The following is a 14,810-nucleotide window of genomic DNA, read 5'->3' on the forward strand; positions in this document are numbered from 1 at the left end:
TCCCCCGCCCGGCGGTTCCGTTGCAACAATCACACAACCTTTACCGTGGCTTCACGACGCATTCGCCCCGGTCTTCCCCCTCTTGACCCGTTGCCCGGGCGCCCTGGGCCCGCCACGCTGACGGCGGACACCGCCGGGCCCGCGATGGGCGGGACCGCGGGGTCGACATGAGGAGGGGAACTCGCACATGAGCGAGGTCATACGCATTCCGCGCCGGACGGTGGCCGTGGCCGCCGCCGCGGTCGCGGCGCTCGCGGTGGGCACGCTGCCCGCCCAGGCGGCACCCGCAGGGCCGGGGGGCCCGAAGCTGGGGACGGTCCGTCAGGCCGACAACCCCCGCGACGTCGTGCGCGACAGCTACATCGTGACGCTGAAGTCCGGCGTCAAGGCACCGTCGGCCGCTGGCGTCAGGCTCGCGAGCCGTTACGGCGGCAAGATCAGCCACACCTACCAGCGGGCCCTCAACGGGTACGCGGTGAAGCTCAACCCCGTCCAGGCCCGGCGGCTCGCGGCGGACCCCGCCGTGGCCTCGGTCGCCCAGGACGTCAAGGTGCGCGCCTCGGCCACCCAGACCAACCCGGTCTGGGGCCTGGACCGCATCGACCAGCCGACTCTGCCGCTGGACAGCCGGTACACCTCGCCGGACGGCGGCGGCGCGGGCGCCACGGTGTACGTCATCGACACCGGCATCCGGATCAGCCACAAGGAGTTCGGCGGCCGGGCCCGCAACGGCTACGACTTCGTCGGCAAGGACAAGGTCGCCCAGGACTCCAACGGCCACGGCACGCACGTCGCGGCCACCGCCGTCGGCTCCACCTACGGCGTGGCGAAGAAGGCCAAGGCCGTGGGCGTGCGGGTGCTCGACGCCTACGGCGAGGGGACCCTCGCGCAGGTCATCGCGGGCATCGACTGGGTGACGAAGAACGCCGTCAAGCCGGCCGTGGCCAACCTCAGCCTCGGCGGCGGGGTCAGCCCCGAGCTGGACAAGGCCGTCCGCACCTCCATCGCCTCCGGGATCACCTACACGGTGGCCGCGGGCAACGAGGGGCTGCCGGCCGAGACCACCTCGCCCGGCCGGGTGAAGCAGGCCCTCACCGTCGGGGCGACCAACCGCTGGGACGAGCGGGCGTACTTCTCGAACTGGGGTCCGGTCGTCGACCTGTTCGCTCCGGGCGAGGGCATCAAGTCCGCCTCGCACAAGAGCGACACCGGGACCGTGACCTTCGACGGGACCTCCATGGCGGCGCCGCACGTCGCCGGGGCGGCCGCGCTGTACCTGGCGGCCAACCCGAAGGCGACGCCGGCGACGGTCGAGAAGGGGATTGTCGGCAAGGCCTCCACGGGGCAGATCTGGGACCGCCGGATCGGGTCGCCCAACCGGATTCTCCAGGTCGCGCCCTAGCGGGGCGGCCCATGGGGCCCGTGGGTCGGGGGACGTCCAGCTCCCGGCCTGCGGGCCGTTCTTTTTGGCCTCAAGCGCCGGCCGGGCTGCATTTCGGCCGGTGCCCGGCCTCTGCGTCTCGGCGTCGGACCTTCGGTCACAGATGGCCTCAAACGCCGGCCGGGCTAAAGAAGCGGCCGGGCTGAAGAAGCGGCCGGGCTGAATCGTGCGCCCCACTGGTCACACCCGTCACAACCTGGGGTTTTCGTCGAGGCACATGCCAGGGGCAGCGGGGGTGGGGGAAATCGGGGGTACGCGTCAGTAGGTGGGTGAGGGGCGGATTGTTCACCCTTCGGGTGGGGGAAGGCTGTCCCGGTACTCCCGCGTACCGCCTTCCCGCACGGCCCCGCCGGCCCCGTCCGGCCCGGTGCCGCGGTTCTGCCGCAGGCACCCGACGTACATCCCCGGCGCGTCCCCCGGCGCGCGGTCGAAGCGAACGGCAAGGAGCGTCCATGCCCCCATCGCGTCCCCGGTCCGGTCCCCCGCTCTTACGAGGCGTCAAAGGGACGGCGAAAGCTGCCGATACAGAGGACGACGGCCGGGACGCCCCCGTCCCCGGCCACCCCCGTACCCGCACGATCCGCAGGTGATGCCGTGAACACCCCCATTGGACGCATCCCCGTCCTCGACGTCCGACCGCTCGTCCAGGGCGGCAGACGCCCCGCCAAGTCGGTGAGCGGCGAGTCCTTCGAGATCACCGCCACCGTCTTCCGCGAGGGTCATGACGCCGTCGCCGCCAACGTCGTGCTGCGCGGCCCGGACGGCCGCTCCGGCCCCTGGACGCCCATGCGCGAGCTGGCGCCCGGCACCGACCGCTGGGGCGCCGTGGTCGCCCCGGCCGAGGAAGGCCACTGGACGTACTGGGTGGAGGCGTGGGGCGACCCGCTGACCACCTGGCGCCGGACCGCCGCCGTGAAGATCCCGGCCGGGATCGACACCGAGCTGGTCCTCGAGGAGGGCGCCCAGCTGCACGAACGCGCCGCCAAGGGCGTACCGAAGGCCAAGGGGCGCCGGGAGGCGGTGCTCGCCGTCGCCGACGCGCTGCGGGACAGCTCGCTCGGCGACGGGCAGCGGCTCGCGGCGGCCCAGGAGGCGCAGGCGGTGGCGGCGCTGGAGCGGTACCCGCTGCGGGAGCCGCTGTCGGCCTCCGAGCCGCTGCCGCTGCTGGTGGAGCGGAAGCGGGCGCTCTTCGGCTCCTGGTACGAGTTCTTCCCGCGCTCCGAGGGCGCGGTCGTGCCCGAGGACGGCGGCCCGCCGGTCTCCGGCACGCTGCGGACGGCGGCGGCCCGGCTGCCCGCGATCGCGGCGATGGGCTTCGACGTGGTGTACCTGCCGCCGATCCACCCGATCGGCACCACCCACCGCAAGGGCCGCAACAACTCCCTCACCCCCACCCCGCACGACGTGGGCGTGCCCTGGGCGATCGGCTCCGCCGACGGCGGGCACGACGCGATCCACCCGGAGCTGGGCACCTTCGAGGACTTCGACGCCTTCGTGCGCACCGCCACCGAGCTGCGGCTGGAGATCGCGCTGGACTTCGCCCTCCAGTGCTCCCCGGACCACCCGTGGGTGACGGAGCACCCCGAGTGGTTCCACCACCGGCCCGACGGCTCGATCGCGTACGCCGAGAACCCGCCCAAGAAGTACCAGGACATCTTCCCCATCGCCTTCGACAAGGACATGGACGGCCTGGTCGCCGAGACCCTGCGGGTGCTGCGGCTCTGGATGGGCCACGGGGTGCGGATCTTCCGCGTCGACAACCCGCACACCAAGCCGGTGGTCTTCTGGGAGCGGGTGATCACCGAGATCAACCGGACCGACCCGGACGTCGTCTTCCTCGCCGAGGCGTTCACCCGGCCGGCGCTGATGCACGCGTTGGCCGCCGTCGGCTTCCAGCAGTCGTACACGTACTTCACCTGGCGCAACGGCAAGCAGGAGCTGACCGACTACCTCACCGAGCTGACCGGGGACGCGGCCGCGTACATGCGGCCGAATTTCTTCGTCAACACGCCGGACATCCTGCACGCGTACCTTCAGCAGGGGGGCCGTCCCGCCTTCGAGGCGCGGGCGGTGCTGGCGGCGACCCTCTCGCCCAGCTGGGGGGTCTACGCGGGCTTCGAGCTGTGCGAGGCGCAGCCTCTGCGCGAGGGCAGCGAGGAGTACCTGGACTCGGAGAAGTACCAGCTGCGTCCGCGCGACTGGGCGGCGGCCGAGCGGGAGGGCCGCACCCTGGCCCCGCTGCTGACCGCGCTGAACCGGGTCCGGCGCCGCAATCCGGCCCTCCAGCAACTGCGTGATCTGCACTTCCACCACACCGACAACGACGCGCTGCTCGCCTACAGCAAGCAATCGGGTGGCAATACGGTCCTGACGGTCGTCAACCTCGACCCGCACCACACCCAGGAAGCCACGGTCTCGTTGGACATGCCGCGCCTCGGCCTCGGCTGGGACGACACCACACCGGTGCGCGACGAGCTCACCGGCGAGACCTATCACTGGGGCAGGGCCAACTACGTGCGTCTAGAGCCGGGCGTCACGCCCGCGCACCTGTTCGTCCTGCGACCGTCCTCACCGATCGGAGGGTCACCCACACCATGATCGTCAACGAACCCGTCCAGGACACCTTCGAGGACACCCCTGCCAAGGACCGTGACCCCGAGTGGTTCAAGCGAGCCGTCTTCTACGAGGTGCTCGTCCGGTCCTTCCAGGACAGCAACGGCGACGGCATCGGCGACCTCAAGGGCCTCACCGCCAAGCTCGACTACCTCCAGTGGCTGGGGGTGGACTGCCTCTGGCTGCCGCCGTTCTTCAAGTCGCCCCTGCGGGACGGCGGCTACGACGTCTCCGACTACACGGCGGTGCTCCCGGAGTTCGGCGACCTCGCCGACTTCGTGGAGTTCGTCGACGCGGCCCACCAGCGGGGCATGCGGGTCATCATCGACTTCGTCATGAACCACACCAGCGACCAGCATCCGTGGTTCCAGGAGTCCCGGCGCGACCCGGACGGCCCCTACGGGGACTACTACGTCTGGGCCGACGACGACAAGCAGTACCAGGACGCCCGGATCATCTTCGTCGACACCGAGGCGTCGAACTGGACCTTCGACCCGGTCCGCCAGCAGTACTACTGGCACCGGTTCTTCTCCCACCAGCCGGACCTCAACTACGAGAACCCGGCCGTCCAGGAGGAGATCCTCTCCGCGCTGAAGTTCTGGCTGGACCTCGGCATCGACGGCTTCCGCCTGGACGCCGTGCCCTACCTCTACGCCGAGGAGGGCACCAACTGCGAGAACCTCCCCCGTTCGCACGCCATGCTGAAGCGGGTCCGCGCGGAGATCGACGCCCACTACCCGGACACGGTCCTGCTCGCCGAGGCCAACCAGTGGCCGGAGGACGTCGTCGACTACTTCGGCGACTACGCCAAGGGCGGCGACGAGTGCCACATGGCGTTCCACTTCCCGGTGATGCCGCGCATCTTCATGGCGGTCCGCCGGGAGTCCCGCTACCCGGTCTCGGAGATCCTGGCCAAGACCCCGGCCATCCCCTCGGGCTGCCAGTGGGGCATCTTCCTGCGGAACCACGACGAGCTGACCCTCGAGATGGTCACCGACGAAGAGCGCGACTACATGTACGCCGAGTACGCCAAGGACCCGCGGATGCGGGCCAACATCGGCATCCGGCGCCGCCTCGCCCCCCTCCTCGACAACGACCGCAACCAGATCGAACTCTTCACCGCCCTCCTGCTCTCCCTGCCGGGCTCGCCGATCCTCTACTACGGCGACGAGATCGGCATGGGCGACAACATCTGGCTCGGCGACCGCGACGCGGTCCGCACGCCGATGCAGTGGACGCCCGACCGGAACGCCGGATTCTCCTCCAGCGACCCGGGCCGGCTCTTCCTGCCCACGATCATGGACCCGGTCTACGGCTACCAGGTGACCAACGTCGAGGCCGCCATGTCCTCGCCCTCGTCCCTGCTGCACTGGACCCGGCGCATGATCGAGATCCGCAAGCAGAACCGTGCCTTCGGGCTCGGGTCGTACACCGAACTGCCCTCCACCAACCCGGCCGTCCTCGCCTTCCTGCGCGAGGCCCCGCCCGGGCCGGACGGGGAGGAGGACGACCTGGTCCTGTGCGTGCACAACTTCTCGCGGTTCGCCCAGCCCACCGAGCTGGACCTCCAGACCTTCGCCGGACGCCATCCGGTGGAGCTGACCGGCGGGGTGCGCTTCCCCGCCATCGGTGACCTGCCGTACCTGCTGACCCTGGCGGGCCACGGCTTCTACTGGTTCCGCCTGCGCAAGGAGGCGGCGGTCACCGCCGTCACCCCCTGACAGCGGTCAGGACGACCGGAGTGTCCGGTGCGGGACGGTTACGGCCCTCCCGCACCGGGCACGCGTAACCGCATCACGCGCGCGCAGAACGCCGGTCACCGGGGCCGGGGAGCACGTCCCCCGAACCCGCCCGGAGCACCAAGCCCGCCCCTTCACGCTCCCTGAGCCCCGCACCGTCCGGGGCACTTCAGCACCCCGTACGCCCGCCTTCTGCGGCCGATGAGGGGACCGGGCGCACCGCCGGACCGTCAAATGCCGCAATCCGGGTCACTGTCGGGCGATATTGAGGTGTACCCGGGGAAAGGACGCGACGCCGCCAATGTCGGATGCCTCCAGCACGCTCGTTCCTTCCCCAGCGTCCGGGGGGCTGCTCGCCTCCCTGGACCCGCTGCTGCGCCCCTGGCTGCCCAGACAGCGGTGGTTCGCCGGCAAGGGCCGCCCGGTCACGGGCTTCACCCTGGTCGCCGCCACCGAACTGCTGCCACCGGGCCCGCCGGGACGTCCGAAACCGGACAGCCCCGGCCTGCTCCACCTCCTGGTCCGCGCCCAGCAGCCGGCCGGTCCCGGCCTGGGCGCCGTCACCGGTCCGGGCGACACCTACCAGCTCCTCATCGGGGTCCGCCGGACCCTCCCGCCGCGCCTGGCACCCGCGCTGATCGGCCGTCCGTCCGACGGGCCGCTCGCCGGGCAGGCCGTCTACGAGGCGCTGCACGACGCCCGCCTCACCGAGGTCCTCCTGGAGCGGCTGCGGCTGCCCGGGCGGCTCGGGGCGCTCCGCTTCGCCCGCGCCGAGCAGGGCGACATCCCGGCCGGGCAGCCGGCCCGGGTGCTCGGCGCCGAGCAGTCCAACTCCTCCCTCGTCTACGGCGAACGGCTGATCCTCAAGCTGTTCCGCCGGGTCGTCCCCGGCGTCAACCCGGACCTGGAACTGCCCCGGGCGCTGGCCGCCGGCCGCTCCACCCGGGTGCCGGCGCCCCTCGCCTGGCTGGAGGCCGACGGGGGCGCGGAGCCGCTGGTCCTCGGCGTCCTCCAGCCGTTCCTGCGCGGCTGCGACGACGGCTGGGAGCTGGCGCTCGGCGCGCTCGCCCGGGGTGAGGACTTCTCCGGCGAGGCCCGCGCGCTGGGCCAGGCCACCGCCGAGGTGCACGCGGCACTGGCCGACGCCCTGCCCACCGTGACGCTGGGCCCGGCCCGGCTGGCGGCGCTGGCCGCGCAGATGACGGAGCGGCTGGACGCCGCCGCGCAGGCGGTGCCCGCGCTCCACCGGCACGTGCCGGGGCTGCGCACCGCCTTCGAGGCGATGGCCGACCCCTCGCTCGCCGGCAGCTCGCTCACCGCCCAGCGGGTCCACGGCGACCTGCACCTCGGGCAGTGCCTGCGCGGGCCCGACGGCCACTGGTCGCTGATCGACTTCGAGGGCGAGCCGGTGAAGCCGCTGGCCGAACGCCGGCTCCCCCAGCCCCCGGTCCGCGACGTCGCCGGCATGCTCCGCTCCTTCGACTACGCCGCCCGCTCCCACCAGCCGTGGGCGCCGGAGTGGGCCGACCGCTGCCGGGACGCGTACTGCGCCGGGTACGCGGAGGCACACGGCCGCGACCCGCGCGACGAACCGGTTCTGCTGCGCGCCTTCGAGACCGACAAGGCGGTCTACGAGGCGCTCTACGAGGCCCGGCACCGGCCCGACTGGCTGCCCGTCCCGCTGGCGGCGGTGGAGCGGCTGGCCGCGCCGGTCCCGGCCGGGGCGCGCGCCGACACCGGCGGCCCGCTCGGCCACGGCCTGGACTGACCCGCCCGCGTACGTCCTCCCCCACTCCCCCGTCCAGCGCCCCGGGCAGGTCGCGCCGGTCCCCGCCGGAGCGGCCCGCGCCGGCGCCGCCCACCACCCCTCCCCACCCGATCCGCTCCGGCCCGGCCCCGAGCCGGGCCCCCGCCCACCGTGCCGAGGAGGCCCTCCCCGTGACCCCCCGTCCGCCCGCCCCCGAACCCTCCGACGCGGCCGAGCCGCCCGCCCCCCTGGTCCCCGCCCCGGCCCGCGGGGAGGACCGGGAGACCGAGGCCCCGGCCGCCGTCTCTCCCGACCCCGAGCGCGCCGCGAGCACCGGCAGCGACCCGAAGGCGGCCACCGCCACCCGCACCCGCCCGGCCCGGACCGCCACACCGGGCACCGACAACGAGGACGTGGCCCGCGCCCGCACCGGCCGCCCCCGCTCCACCAAGTCCGGCAGCGCGGGCAAGCCCGCCAAGGCGACCGGCAAGCCGTCGCGCGAGCCGGCCGCGCAGCCGGAAGAGCCCGCCGAGCGGACCACGTCCGCGACCGGTGACGCCGCGCCGAAGACCAAGGCGAAGTCGAAGACCCGGACCCGGACCACCGCCAAGGCCGGCACCGCGACGACCGCGAAGGCGGCCACGACGGCCGGGGGCGAGGGCGCCGCGAAGAGCGGGACCGAGGCGGCGGCGAAGTCCGGCGCGAAGACGGGCGCCAAGTCCGGCGCCAAGACGCCCGCCAAGTCCCGCGCCAAGACCCCGGCCAAGCCCGGCCGCACCCCCGCCGCCCGCACCCGGCGCCCCGTGGCGGCCACCGCGCCGCCCGCCTCGCCGTACGCGCCGCACCCCGACGACCGGGGCCGCCTGCTCCACGGCCACCACCACGACCCGCACGGCGTGCTCGGCGCGCACCCGGCGAAGGACGGTGTCGTGGTGCGGGCGTTGCGGCCGTACGCCACCGGGGTCGCGGTGGTCGCCGAGGGGCTGCGCGTCGCGCTGACCGACGACGGCGACGGGTTCTTCTCGGGGCTGCTGCCGGTGGCCTCGGTGCCCGACTACCGGCTGGAGATCACCTACCCGGGCCAGGAGGGCGGCCCCGCCCACACCCTCACCACCCCCGACCCGTACCGCATGCTCCCCTCGCTCGGCTCCTTCGACCTGCACCTGATCGGTGAGGGGCGGCACGAGGAGCTGTGGCGGGCGCTGGGGGCGCGGCCGATGACGCACGAGGGGGCGACCGGGACCCGGTTCACCGTCTGGGCGCCGAACGCGCGCGGTGTGCGGATCATCGGTGACTTCAACTACTGGGACGGCACGGCGTACCCGATGCGTTCGCTCGGCTCCAGCGGGATCTGGGAACTGTTCGTGCCGGGGGTCGGCGAGGGGGCGCTGTACCGGTTCGAGATCGCCCGGCCGGACGGTTCGCTGACCCGCCGCTCCGACCCGATGGCCCGCCGCACCGAGGTGCCGCCCGCCAACGCCTCCGTGGTCGCCGACTCCCACCACACCTGGGGCGACCAGGCGTGGCTGGCCCGGCGCGGGCAGACCGCGGTGCACGAGGCGCCCTTCTCCGTCTACGAGGTCCACCTCGCCTCCTGGCGGCCGGGGCTCAGCTACCGGGAACTGGCCGAGCAGCTCCCCGCGTACGTCAAGGACCTCGGCTTCACCCACGTGGAGCTGATGCCGGTCGCCGAGCATCCCTTCGGCGGCTCCTGGGGCTACCAGGTGACCGGTTTCTACGCGCCGACCGCGCGGCTCGGCACCCCGGACGACTTCAAGTACCTGGTCGACGCCCTGCACCAGGCGGGCATCGGGGTGCTGATGGACTGGGTTCCGGCGCACTTCCCGCGCGACGACTGGGCCCTGGCGGAGTTCGACGGGCGTCCGCTGTACGAGCACCCGGACCCGCGCCGGGCGGCGCACCCGGACTGGGGGACGCTGGAGTTCGACTACGGCCGTACCGAGGTCCGCAACTTCCTGGTGGCCAACGCGGTGTACTGGTGCGAGGAGTTCCACATCGACGGGCTGCGGGTCGACGCGGTCGCCTCGATGCTCTACCTCGACTACTCCCGCGAGGACGGCCAGTGGTCGCCCAACGAGTACGGCGGGCGGGAGAACCACGACGCGGTCGCCTTCCTCCAGGAGATGAACGCGACCGTCTACCGCCGGGCACCCGGCGTGGTCACCATCGCCGAGGAGTCGACGGCCTGGGACGGCGTCACCCGTCCCACCCACCTCACCGGCGCGGGCGGCTTCGGCGGCCTCGGCTTCGGGCTGAAGTGGAACATGGGCTGGATGCACGACTCGCTGGAGTACATGGCGAAGGAGCCGGTGCACCGCAGGTACCACCACAACGAGATGACCTTCTCGATGGTGTACGCCTACAGCGAGAACTACGTCCTGCCCATCTCGCACGACGAGGTGGTCCACGGCAAGCAGGCCCTGGTCTCCAAGATGCCCGGCGACTGGTGGCAGCGGCGCGCCGACCACCGCGCCTACCTCGGCTTCATGTGGGCCCACCCCGGCAAGCAACTCCTCTTCATGGGGCAGGAGTTCGCCCAGGGCGCCGAGTGGTCCGAGGAGCACGGCCCGGACTGGTGGCTGCTGGACCCGGCGTACGGCGCCGAGGCCGACCACCGGGGCGTACGCGACCTGGTCCGCGAGCTGAACACGGTCTACGGCTCCACCCCGGCCCTGTGGCAGCGCGACACCGACCCGGGCGGCTTCGCCTGGATCGTCTCGGACGCGGCCGAGGACAACGTCCTCGCCTTCCTCCGGTACGACCACCAGGGCGCGCCGCTGCTCGCGGTCAGCAACTTCTCCCCGGTGGTCCGCCACGGCTACGCCCTCGGCGTGCCGGACGCCCACACGGTGTGGCGGGAGGTCCTCAACACCGACGAGGAGCGGTACGGCGGCGGGGGCATCGGCAACCCGGAGCCCCTCAAGCCCGAGGAGCCCGGCGCCCACGGCCGCCCGGCCGCCCTGCGGCTGACCCTGCCGCCGCTGGCCACCGTCTGGCTGCGGCCTGCCTGACCCGGCGGGTACGCGCGGCCCGGTCCTCCCCCGTGGCGGGGGCGGGCCGGGCCGCCGCGTGTCCGGGTTCGGCGGCCGAGCGCGCGCCTCAGGTCAGCCCGTGGCGGACGCGCAGGCGGCGCAGCTCCCACAGGGCGAGGCAGGTGACGGTGAGCGGGCCGCCCCAGAGCAGGAAGGCGGCTACCCGGTCCGGGGCGTCGCCGTACTTGCCGCTCACCAGGTCGGCCACGAGGTTGACCCAGACCAGGGCGACGGAGACCAGGGCGACGGAGACCAGCGGCGGCAGGACCTCGTGGACGTCGGCGGTACGGAAGACGTTGGCGACGCCGTTGACCAGCGCGCCGAGCCCGAAGAAGATCAGCCAGGTCAGCAGGGACAGCCTCCAGAAGGCGCTGCCGCCGAGGCTGGTCCCCGACTGGGTGGCGCTCGCCGCGAGGACGAGGCCGAGCGAGCCGGCCACCGCCAGCAGGGCGCAGAGCGGTCCCCGCGCCCGGCGCAGGCACCCCTCGGCGCAGGCCGGGCCGGGCGGCGCGGACGAAGAGGACGAGCCCCGCCGGGACCACCAGGACCAGCACCACGCGGTTCTGGATGAGCCGCACCCAGGGTTCGGTGACCGCCTCCACGGCGTCGGCGACCTGGTGGGCGAGGGCGACGCCGAGGATCACCACGAACCGGGCGGCAGCAGCCAGCCCGCCCAGGCCGCGCCCCCCCGGCCCTCGTACGGCGCGAGCAGCGGCGCCTCGGTCATCGCGGCGGCCGGTGCCGGTCCGCCTGTGCCGGCTCCCGCCATCGCTCCCCCAGGTCCCGGTGGCCGCCGTGCCCGTGCCGTGCGCGGCCAGAGGGTAGCGCGCACGGCGACGGGGCGTCAGCGGGTCTCGACGGTCTCCGGGTCGGCGAGGGCGCTGGGCAGGTCGCCGGTGTGCAGGAGGCCGAGGGTGCGGGTGGCCCGGGTCAGCGCCACGTACAGGTCGCTGGTGGGCAGCGCGCCCGGCTCCACCACGAGGACCGCGTCGAACTCCAGCCCCTTGGCCTGGCGCGGGGTGAGCAGCACCACCGGCCGGGTCAGGTCGGGCTCGCCCCCGGCGGGGGTGTCCGGCAGGGCGGCCGCCAGCGCCTCGTGCAGGGCGGCGGGAGCGATCACCGCGAGCCGGCCCTCCTCGGGGGCGTCGGCGCGGGCCGCCTCGGCGACGGCGGCCGGAAGGGCCTCGGGGGCGGTCCGCCGCGACCAGGGGCGCCGGCCGGTGGAGCGGACCGAGGAGGGCGGGGTGAACTCCGGGTCCTCGGCGCGGAGCAGGGCCCCGGCCACGGCCATGACCTCCTCGGGCGTGCGGTAGTTGACGCCGAGCCGGGTGTACTCCCAGCGCCCCGGGACGTACGGGTCGAGGATGGCGTGCCAGTCGCCGAGGCCGCCACCCCCGGCGGTCTGGGCGGGGTCGCCGACCAGGGTCATGGAGCGGGTCGGCGAGCGGCGCATCAGCAGCCGCCAGGCCATCGCGGAGAGCTCCTGAGCCTCGTCGACGATGATGTGGCCGAAGGCCCAGGTGCGGTCGGCGGCGGCCCGTTCGGCGGCGGTGCGGTGGTCGGCCTCCTCGTGGCGTTCGGCCATCCGCTCGGCGTCGATGACGTCGTGGGCGCCGAGCACCTCGGAGTCCTCGTCGTCCTTGTCCTCGAACTCGTAGGTCCGCGAGGCGTACGCGACCTCCAGAACGCCTTGGGCGTAGGCGATGCGCTCCTGCCGTTCGGCCTCGGCGGCGGCGCGGGCGGCCGAGTCGTCCTCGCCGAGGAGTTCGGCGGCCTCGTCCAGGAGCGGCACGTCGGCCGGGGTCCACTCCCCGCCCTCGCGGCGGACCGCCTCGGCGTCGGCCTCGGTGAGGTGGGTGGGGTCGGCGAGGAAGTCCGTGACGAACTCCTCGGGCGTCAGCTGGGGCCAGAGCGAGCCGATGGCGGCGTGCACCTCGGGGCTGGCGGCGATCTCCTTGGCGAGCTGGGCGACGTCGGAGGCGTCCAGGAGGTTGGGGCCGCCGTAGGGGTCGGCGCCGAGGCGGTCGGTGAGCTGGGCGGTGAGGGCGTCGATGATCCGGAAGGCGAAGTGCGGCCGGGCCAGGTTGTGCGGCAGGCCGGTGGCGCGGGCCCGCTCGCGGGCCTCGGTGGCCATGGCGCGGTCGAGGTGGAGGGTGCCGTAGTCGTCGTGGTCGATCTCCAGCACCTCGTCCGGCACGGCCTGCCGGTCGGCGACGGCCCGGGCCAGCGCCTCGGCCGTCTCCAGGCGGCCCTTGACCTCGGCGGCGCGGGGGGTGTCGGTGCCCTCCGCCTCGACGCCGGGGAACAGCTCCCCGAGGGTGGCGAGCCAGACGCCGGTCTCGCCGAGGGAGGGCAGCACCTCGCCGATGTAGCCGAGGAAGGCCGGGTTGGGGCCGACGATGAGCACGGCGCGGCGGGCCAGCTGCTCGCGGTGGGCGTAGAGGAGGTAGGCGGCGCGGTGCAGGGCGACGGCGGTCTTGCCGGTGCCCGGGCCGCCCTCGACGACGAGGACGCCCTGGTGCGGGGCGCGGATGATGCGGTCCTGCTCGGCCTGGATGGTCTGCACGATGTCGGCCATCCGGCCGGTACGGGCGGCGCCCAGCGCGGCGAGCAGCACGGCGTCGCCGTTGGGGTCCTCGTGGCCGGTGCGCCGCTCGTCGCCGAGGTCGAGGATCTCGTCGTGCAGGGCGGTGACGGTACGCCCCTCGGTGGTGAGGTGGCGACGCCGGCGCAGCCCCATCGGGGTGTGGCCGGTGGCCAGGTAGAAGGGGCGCGCCACCGGTGCCCGCCAGTCGATGAGGACGGGCGTGCGCTCGGCGTTCTCCTCCCGGATTCCGATACGGCCGATGTGCCGGCCGGCACCGTCCCGGAAATCCAGCCGCCCGAAGCAGAGCCCGGAATCCACGGCGTCCAGCGCCGCCGCGGTCATCCCGTGCTCGGTGACCGCCACATCCCGCTCAAGGCGGGCCTGCTGACCCGTGGTGACCTGCGACAACGACGCTCTGACGGCGTTCTCCTCGGCGGCGCGGCGAGCGTCGAGGAGGGTGTACAGGTGGGTGACGAAGGACTGCTCGGCCCGCAATTCCGCGTCGTCCCCGCGCTCTTCGCGATTCCCCTGCCACTCGGTTGACAATGCGACTCCTCGCCGGTTACGATGGCTTCATCAGGTGTTTTCTGCGCCCATCTGAAGGAAAGCAGAAACACCGAATATACGCAGCGAAAGCCCCCCGGCGTCAAATCCCCGGAGGGCTTTTTTCTTGCCCTTTACGCTCCCTCCCGCGTTGTTCGCCATGCGGTCACCCCGGCCGGTAGGTGCGGCGTACAGCTATCCTGCGCGGTCTCCGCCTCCTCGCGAAAGGACGGACCGCCCCGATGGACGGAACCACCGGCGACCGGCACGGGCGCGTCGTCGCCGCACTCGACGGCGCGAGCCTGCGCCGCCACACGACCGGGCAGACCATCCTCGACACCGTCGACTGGACCGTCCGCGCCGGCGAGCACTGGGCGCTCCTCGGACCCAACGGCGCCGGCAAGACCAGTGTCCTCCGCCTCGTCGGCGCCACCACCTTCCCCACCACCGGCACCGTGGAGGTCCTCGGCCACCGGCTCGGCCGCGTCGACGTGCGGGAGCTGCGCGCCCTGATCGGCCACGTCTCCACCTCCCAGCGCGTCCCGCAGGACCTGCCCGGACACGCCGTCGTCCTCACCGGCCACACCGGCTCGGTCCAGCCGCTGTGGAAGAAGTACGACGACGAGGTCCGCGAACGCGCCCGCGCGCTGCTCGCCGAACTCCAGATCAAGGAACTGGCCGACCGCCCGTACGGCGTCTGCTCCGGCGGCCAGCGGGCCCGGCTCCTGATCGCCCGCGCCCTCATGGCCGACCCGGCCCTGCTCCTCCTCGACGAGCCCTTCAACGCCCTCGACCTGCCTTCCCGCGAGGACCTCGTCGACACCATGCGCCACCTCGCCCTGACCCGCCCGCGACTGGCCACCGTCACCGTCACCCACCACCTGGAGGAACTCTCGCCGGCCCTCACCCACGCCCTCCTCCTCCGCGAGGGCCGCGCCCTCACCCAGGGCCCCATCACCCACGTCCTCACCACCGAACACCTCACCACCTGCTTCGGCCGCCCGGTGGAGGTGTCCCGGCACGGGGGGCGGTGGCTGGCGCGGTCGGGGGTGGAGGGCTGGGACGAGGGGGCTGCTCGGCAGTAGGC

Annotated in this window: 9 protein-coding genes; 6 read left to right on the top strand and 3 right to left on the bottom strand. The window is 73.6% G+C overall.

The genetic code is table 11. The features are described from left to right. Window positions 1-187: 187 nt before the first annotated feature. The 5 genes from OIM89_RS07320 (at window position 188) to glgB (ending at window position 10,572) form a co-directional block, all read left to right on the top strand. Window positions 188-1,402 carry a S8 family peptidase gene (locus OIM89_RS07320; RefSeq protein ID WP_030697564.1) on the top strand — a complete coding sequence of 405 codons (1,215 nt, stop codon included), beginning with the start codon at window positions 188-190 and terminating at the stop codon, window positions 1,400-1,402. A gap of 633 nt (window positions 1,403-2,035) precedes the next feature. After that, entirely contained in the window at window positions 2,036-4,039 is a 2,004-nt protein-coding gene (locus tag OIM89_RS07325) for an alpha-1,4-glucan--maltose-1-phosphate maltosyltransferase (RefSeq protein WP_151168067.1), read from the top strand. After that, entirely contained in the window at window positions 4,036-5,775 is a 1,740-nt protein-coding gene (treS, locus tag OIM89_RS07330; protein ID WP_030697566.1) for a maltose alpha-D-glucosyltransferase, read from the top strand. The genes OIM89_RS07325 and treS overlap by 4 nt, the downstream gene beginning before the upstream one ends. A 319-nt stretch (window positions 5,776-6,094) precedes the next feature. Next, window positions 6,095-7,561, top strand: coding sequence for a maltokinase N-terminal cap-like domain-containing protein (locus tag OIM89_RS07335; protein ID WP_264491086.1), 1,467 nt, complete (start codon window positions 6,095-6,097; stop codon window positions 7,559-7,561). Between the two features lie 170 nt (window positions 7,562-7,731). Continuing rightward, window positions 7,732-10,572 (top strand): 1,4-alpha-glucan branching enzyme, encoded by a 2,841-nt coding sequence (gene glgB, locus OIM89_RS07340; protein WP_264491087.1) that lies wholly within the window; start codon window positions 7,732-7,734, stop codon window positions 10,570-10,572. Window positions 10,573-10,660: 88 nt separating this feature from the next. On the opposite strand, the gene OIM89_RS07345 is transcribed toward glgB, so the two are convergent. From OIM89_RS07345 to OIM89_RS07355, 3 genes are all read right to left on the bottom strand, one after another. Beyond that, on the bottom strand, window positions 10,661-11,032 hold the full coding sequence (locus OIM89_RS07345; RefSeq protein ID WP_257202917.1) for a hypothetical protein: 372 nt from the start codon (window positions 11,030-11,032) through the stop codon (window positions 10,661-10,663). A gap of 201 nt (window positions 11,033-11,233) precedes the next feature. Next, window positions 11,234-11,362 (bottom strand): hypothetical protein, encoded by a 129-nt coding sequence (locus tag OIM89_RS07350; protein ID WP_257202915.1) that lies wholly within the window; start codon window positions 11,360-11,362, stop codon window positions 11,234-11,236. A gap of 75 nt (window positions 11,363-11,437) precedes the next feature. Further along, on the bottom strand, window positions 11,438-13,726 hold the full coding sequence (locus OIM89_RS07355; protein WP_264491088.1) for a HelD family protein: 2,289 nt from the start codon (window positions 13,724-13,726) through the stop codon (window positions 11,438-11,440). Window positions 13,727-13,965: 239 nt separating this feature from the next. On the opposite strand from OIM89_RS07355, the gene OIM89_RS07360 reads away from it, so the two are divergent. Then, window positions 13,966-14,808 (top strand): ABC transporter ATP-binding protein, encoded by an 843-nt coding sequence (locus tag OIM89_RS07360; RefSeq protein ID WP_264491089.1) that lies wholly within the window; start codon window positions 13,966-13,968, stop codon window positions 14,806-14,808. Window positions 14,809-14,810 lie beyond the last annotated feature (2 nt).

The sequence above is a fragment of the Streptomyces sp. BI87 genome (genome assembly GCF_025957665.1).
Classification (GTDB): domain Bacteria; phylum Actinomycetota; class Actinomycetes; order Streptomycetales; family Streptomycetaceae; genus Streptomyces; species Streptomyces albidoflavus.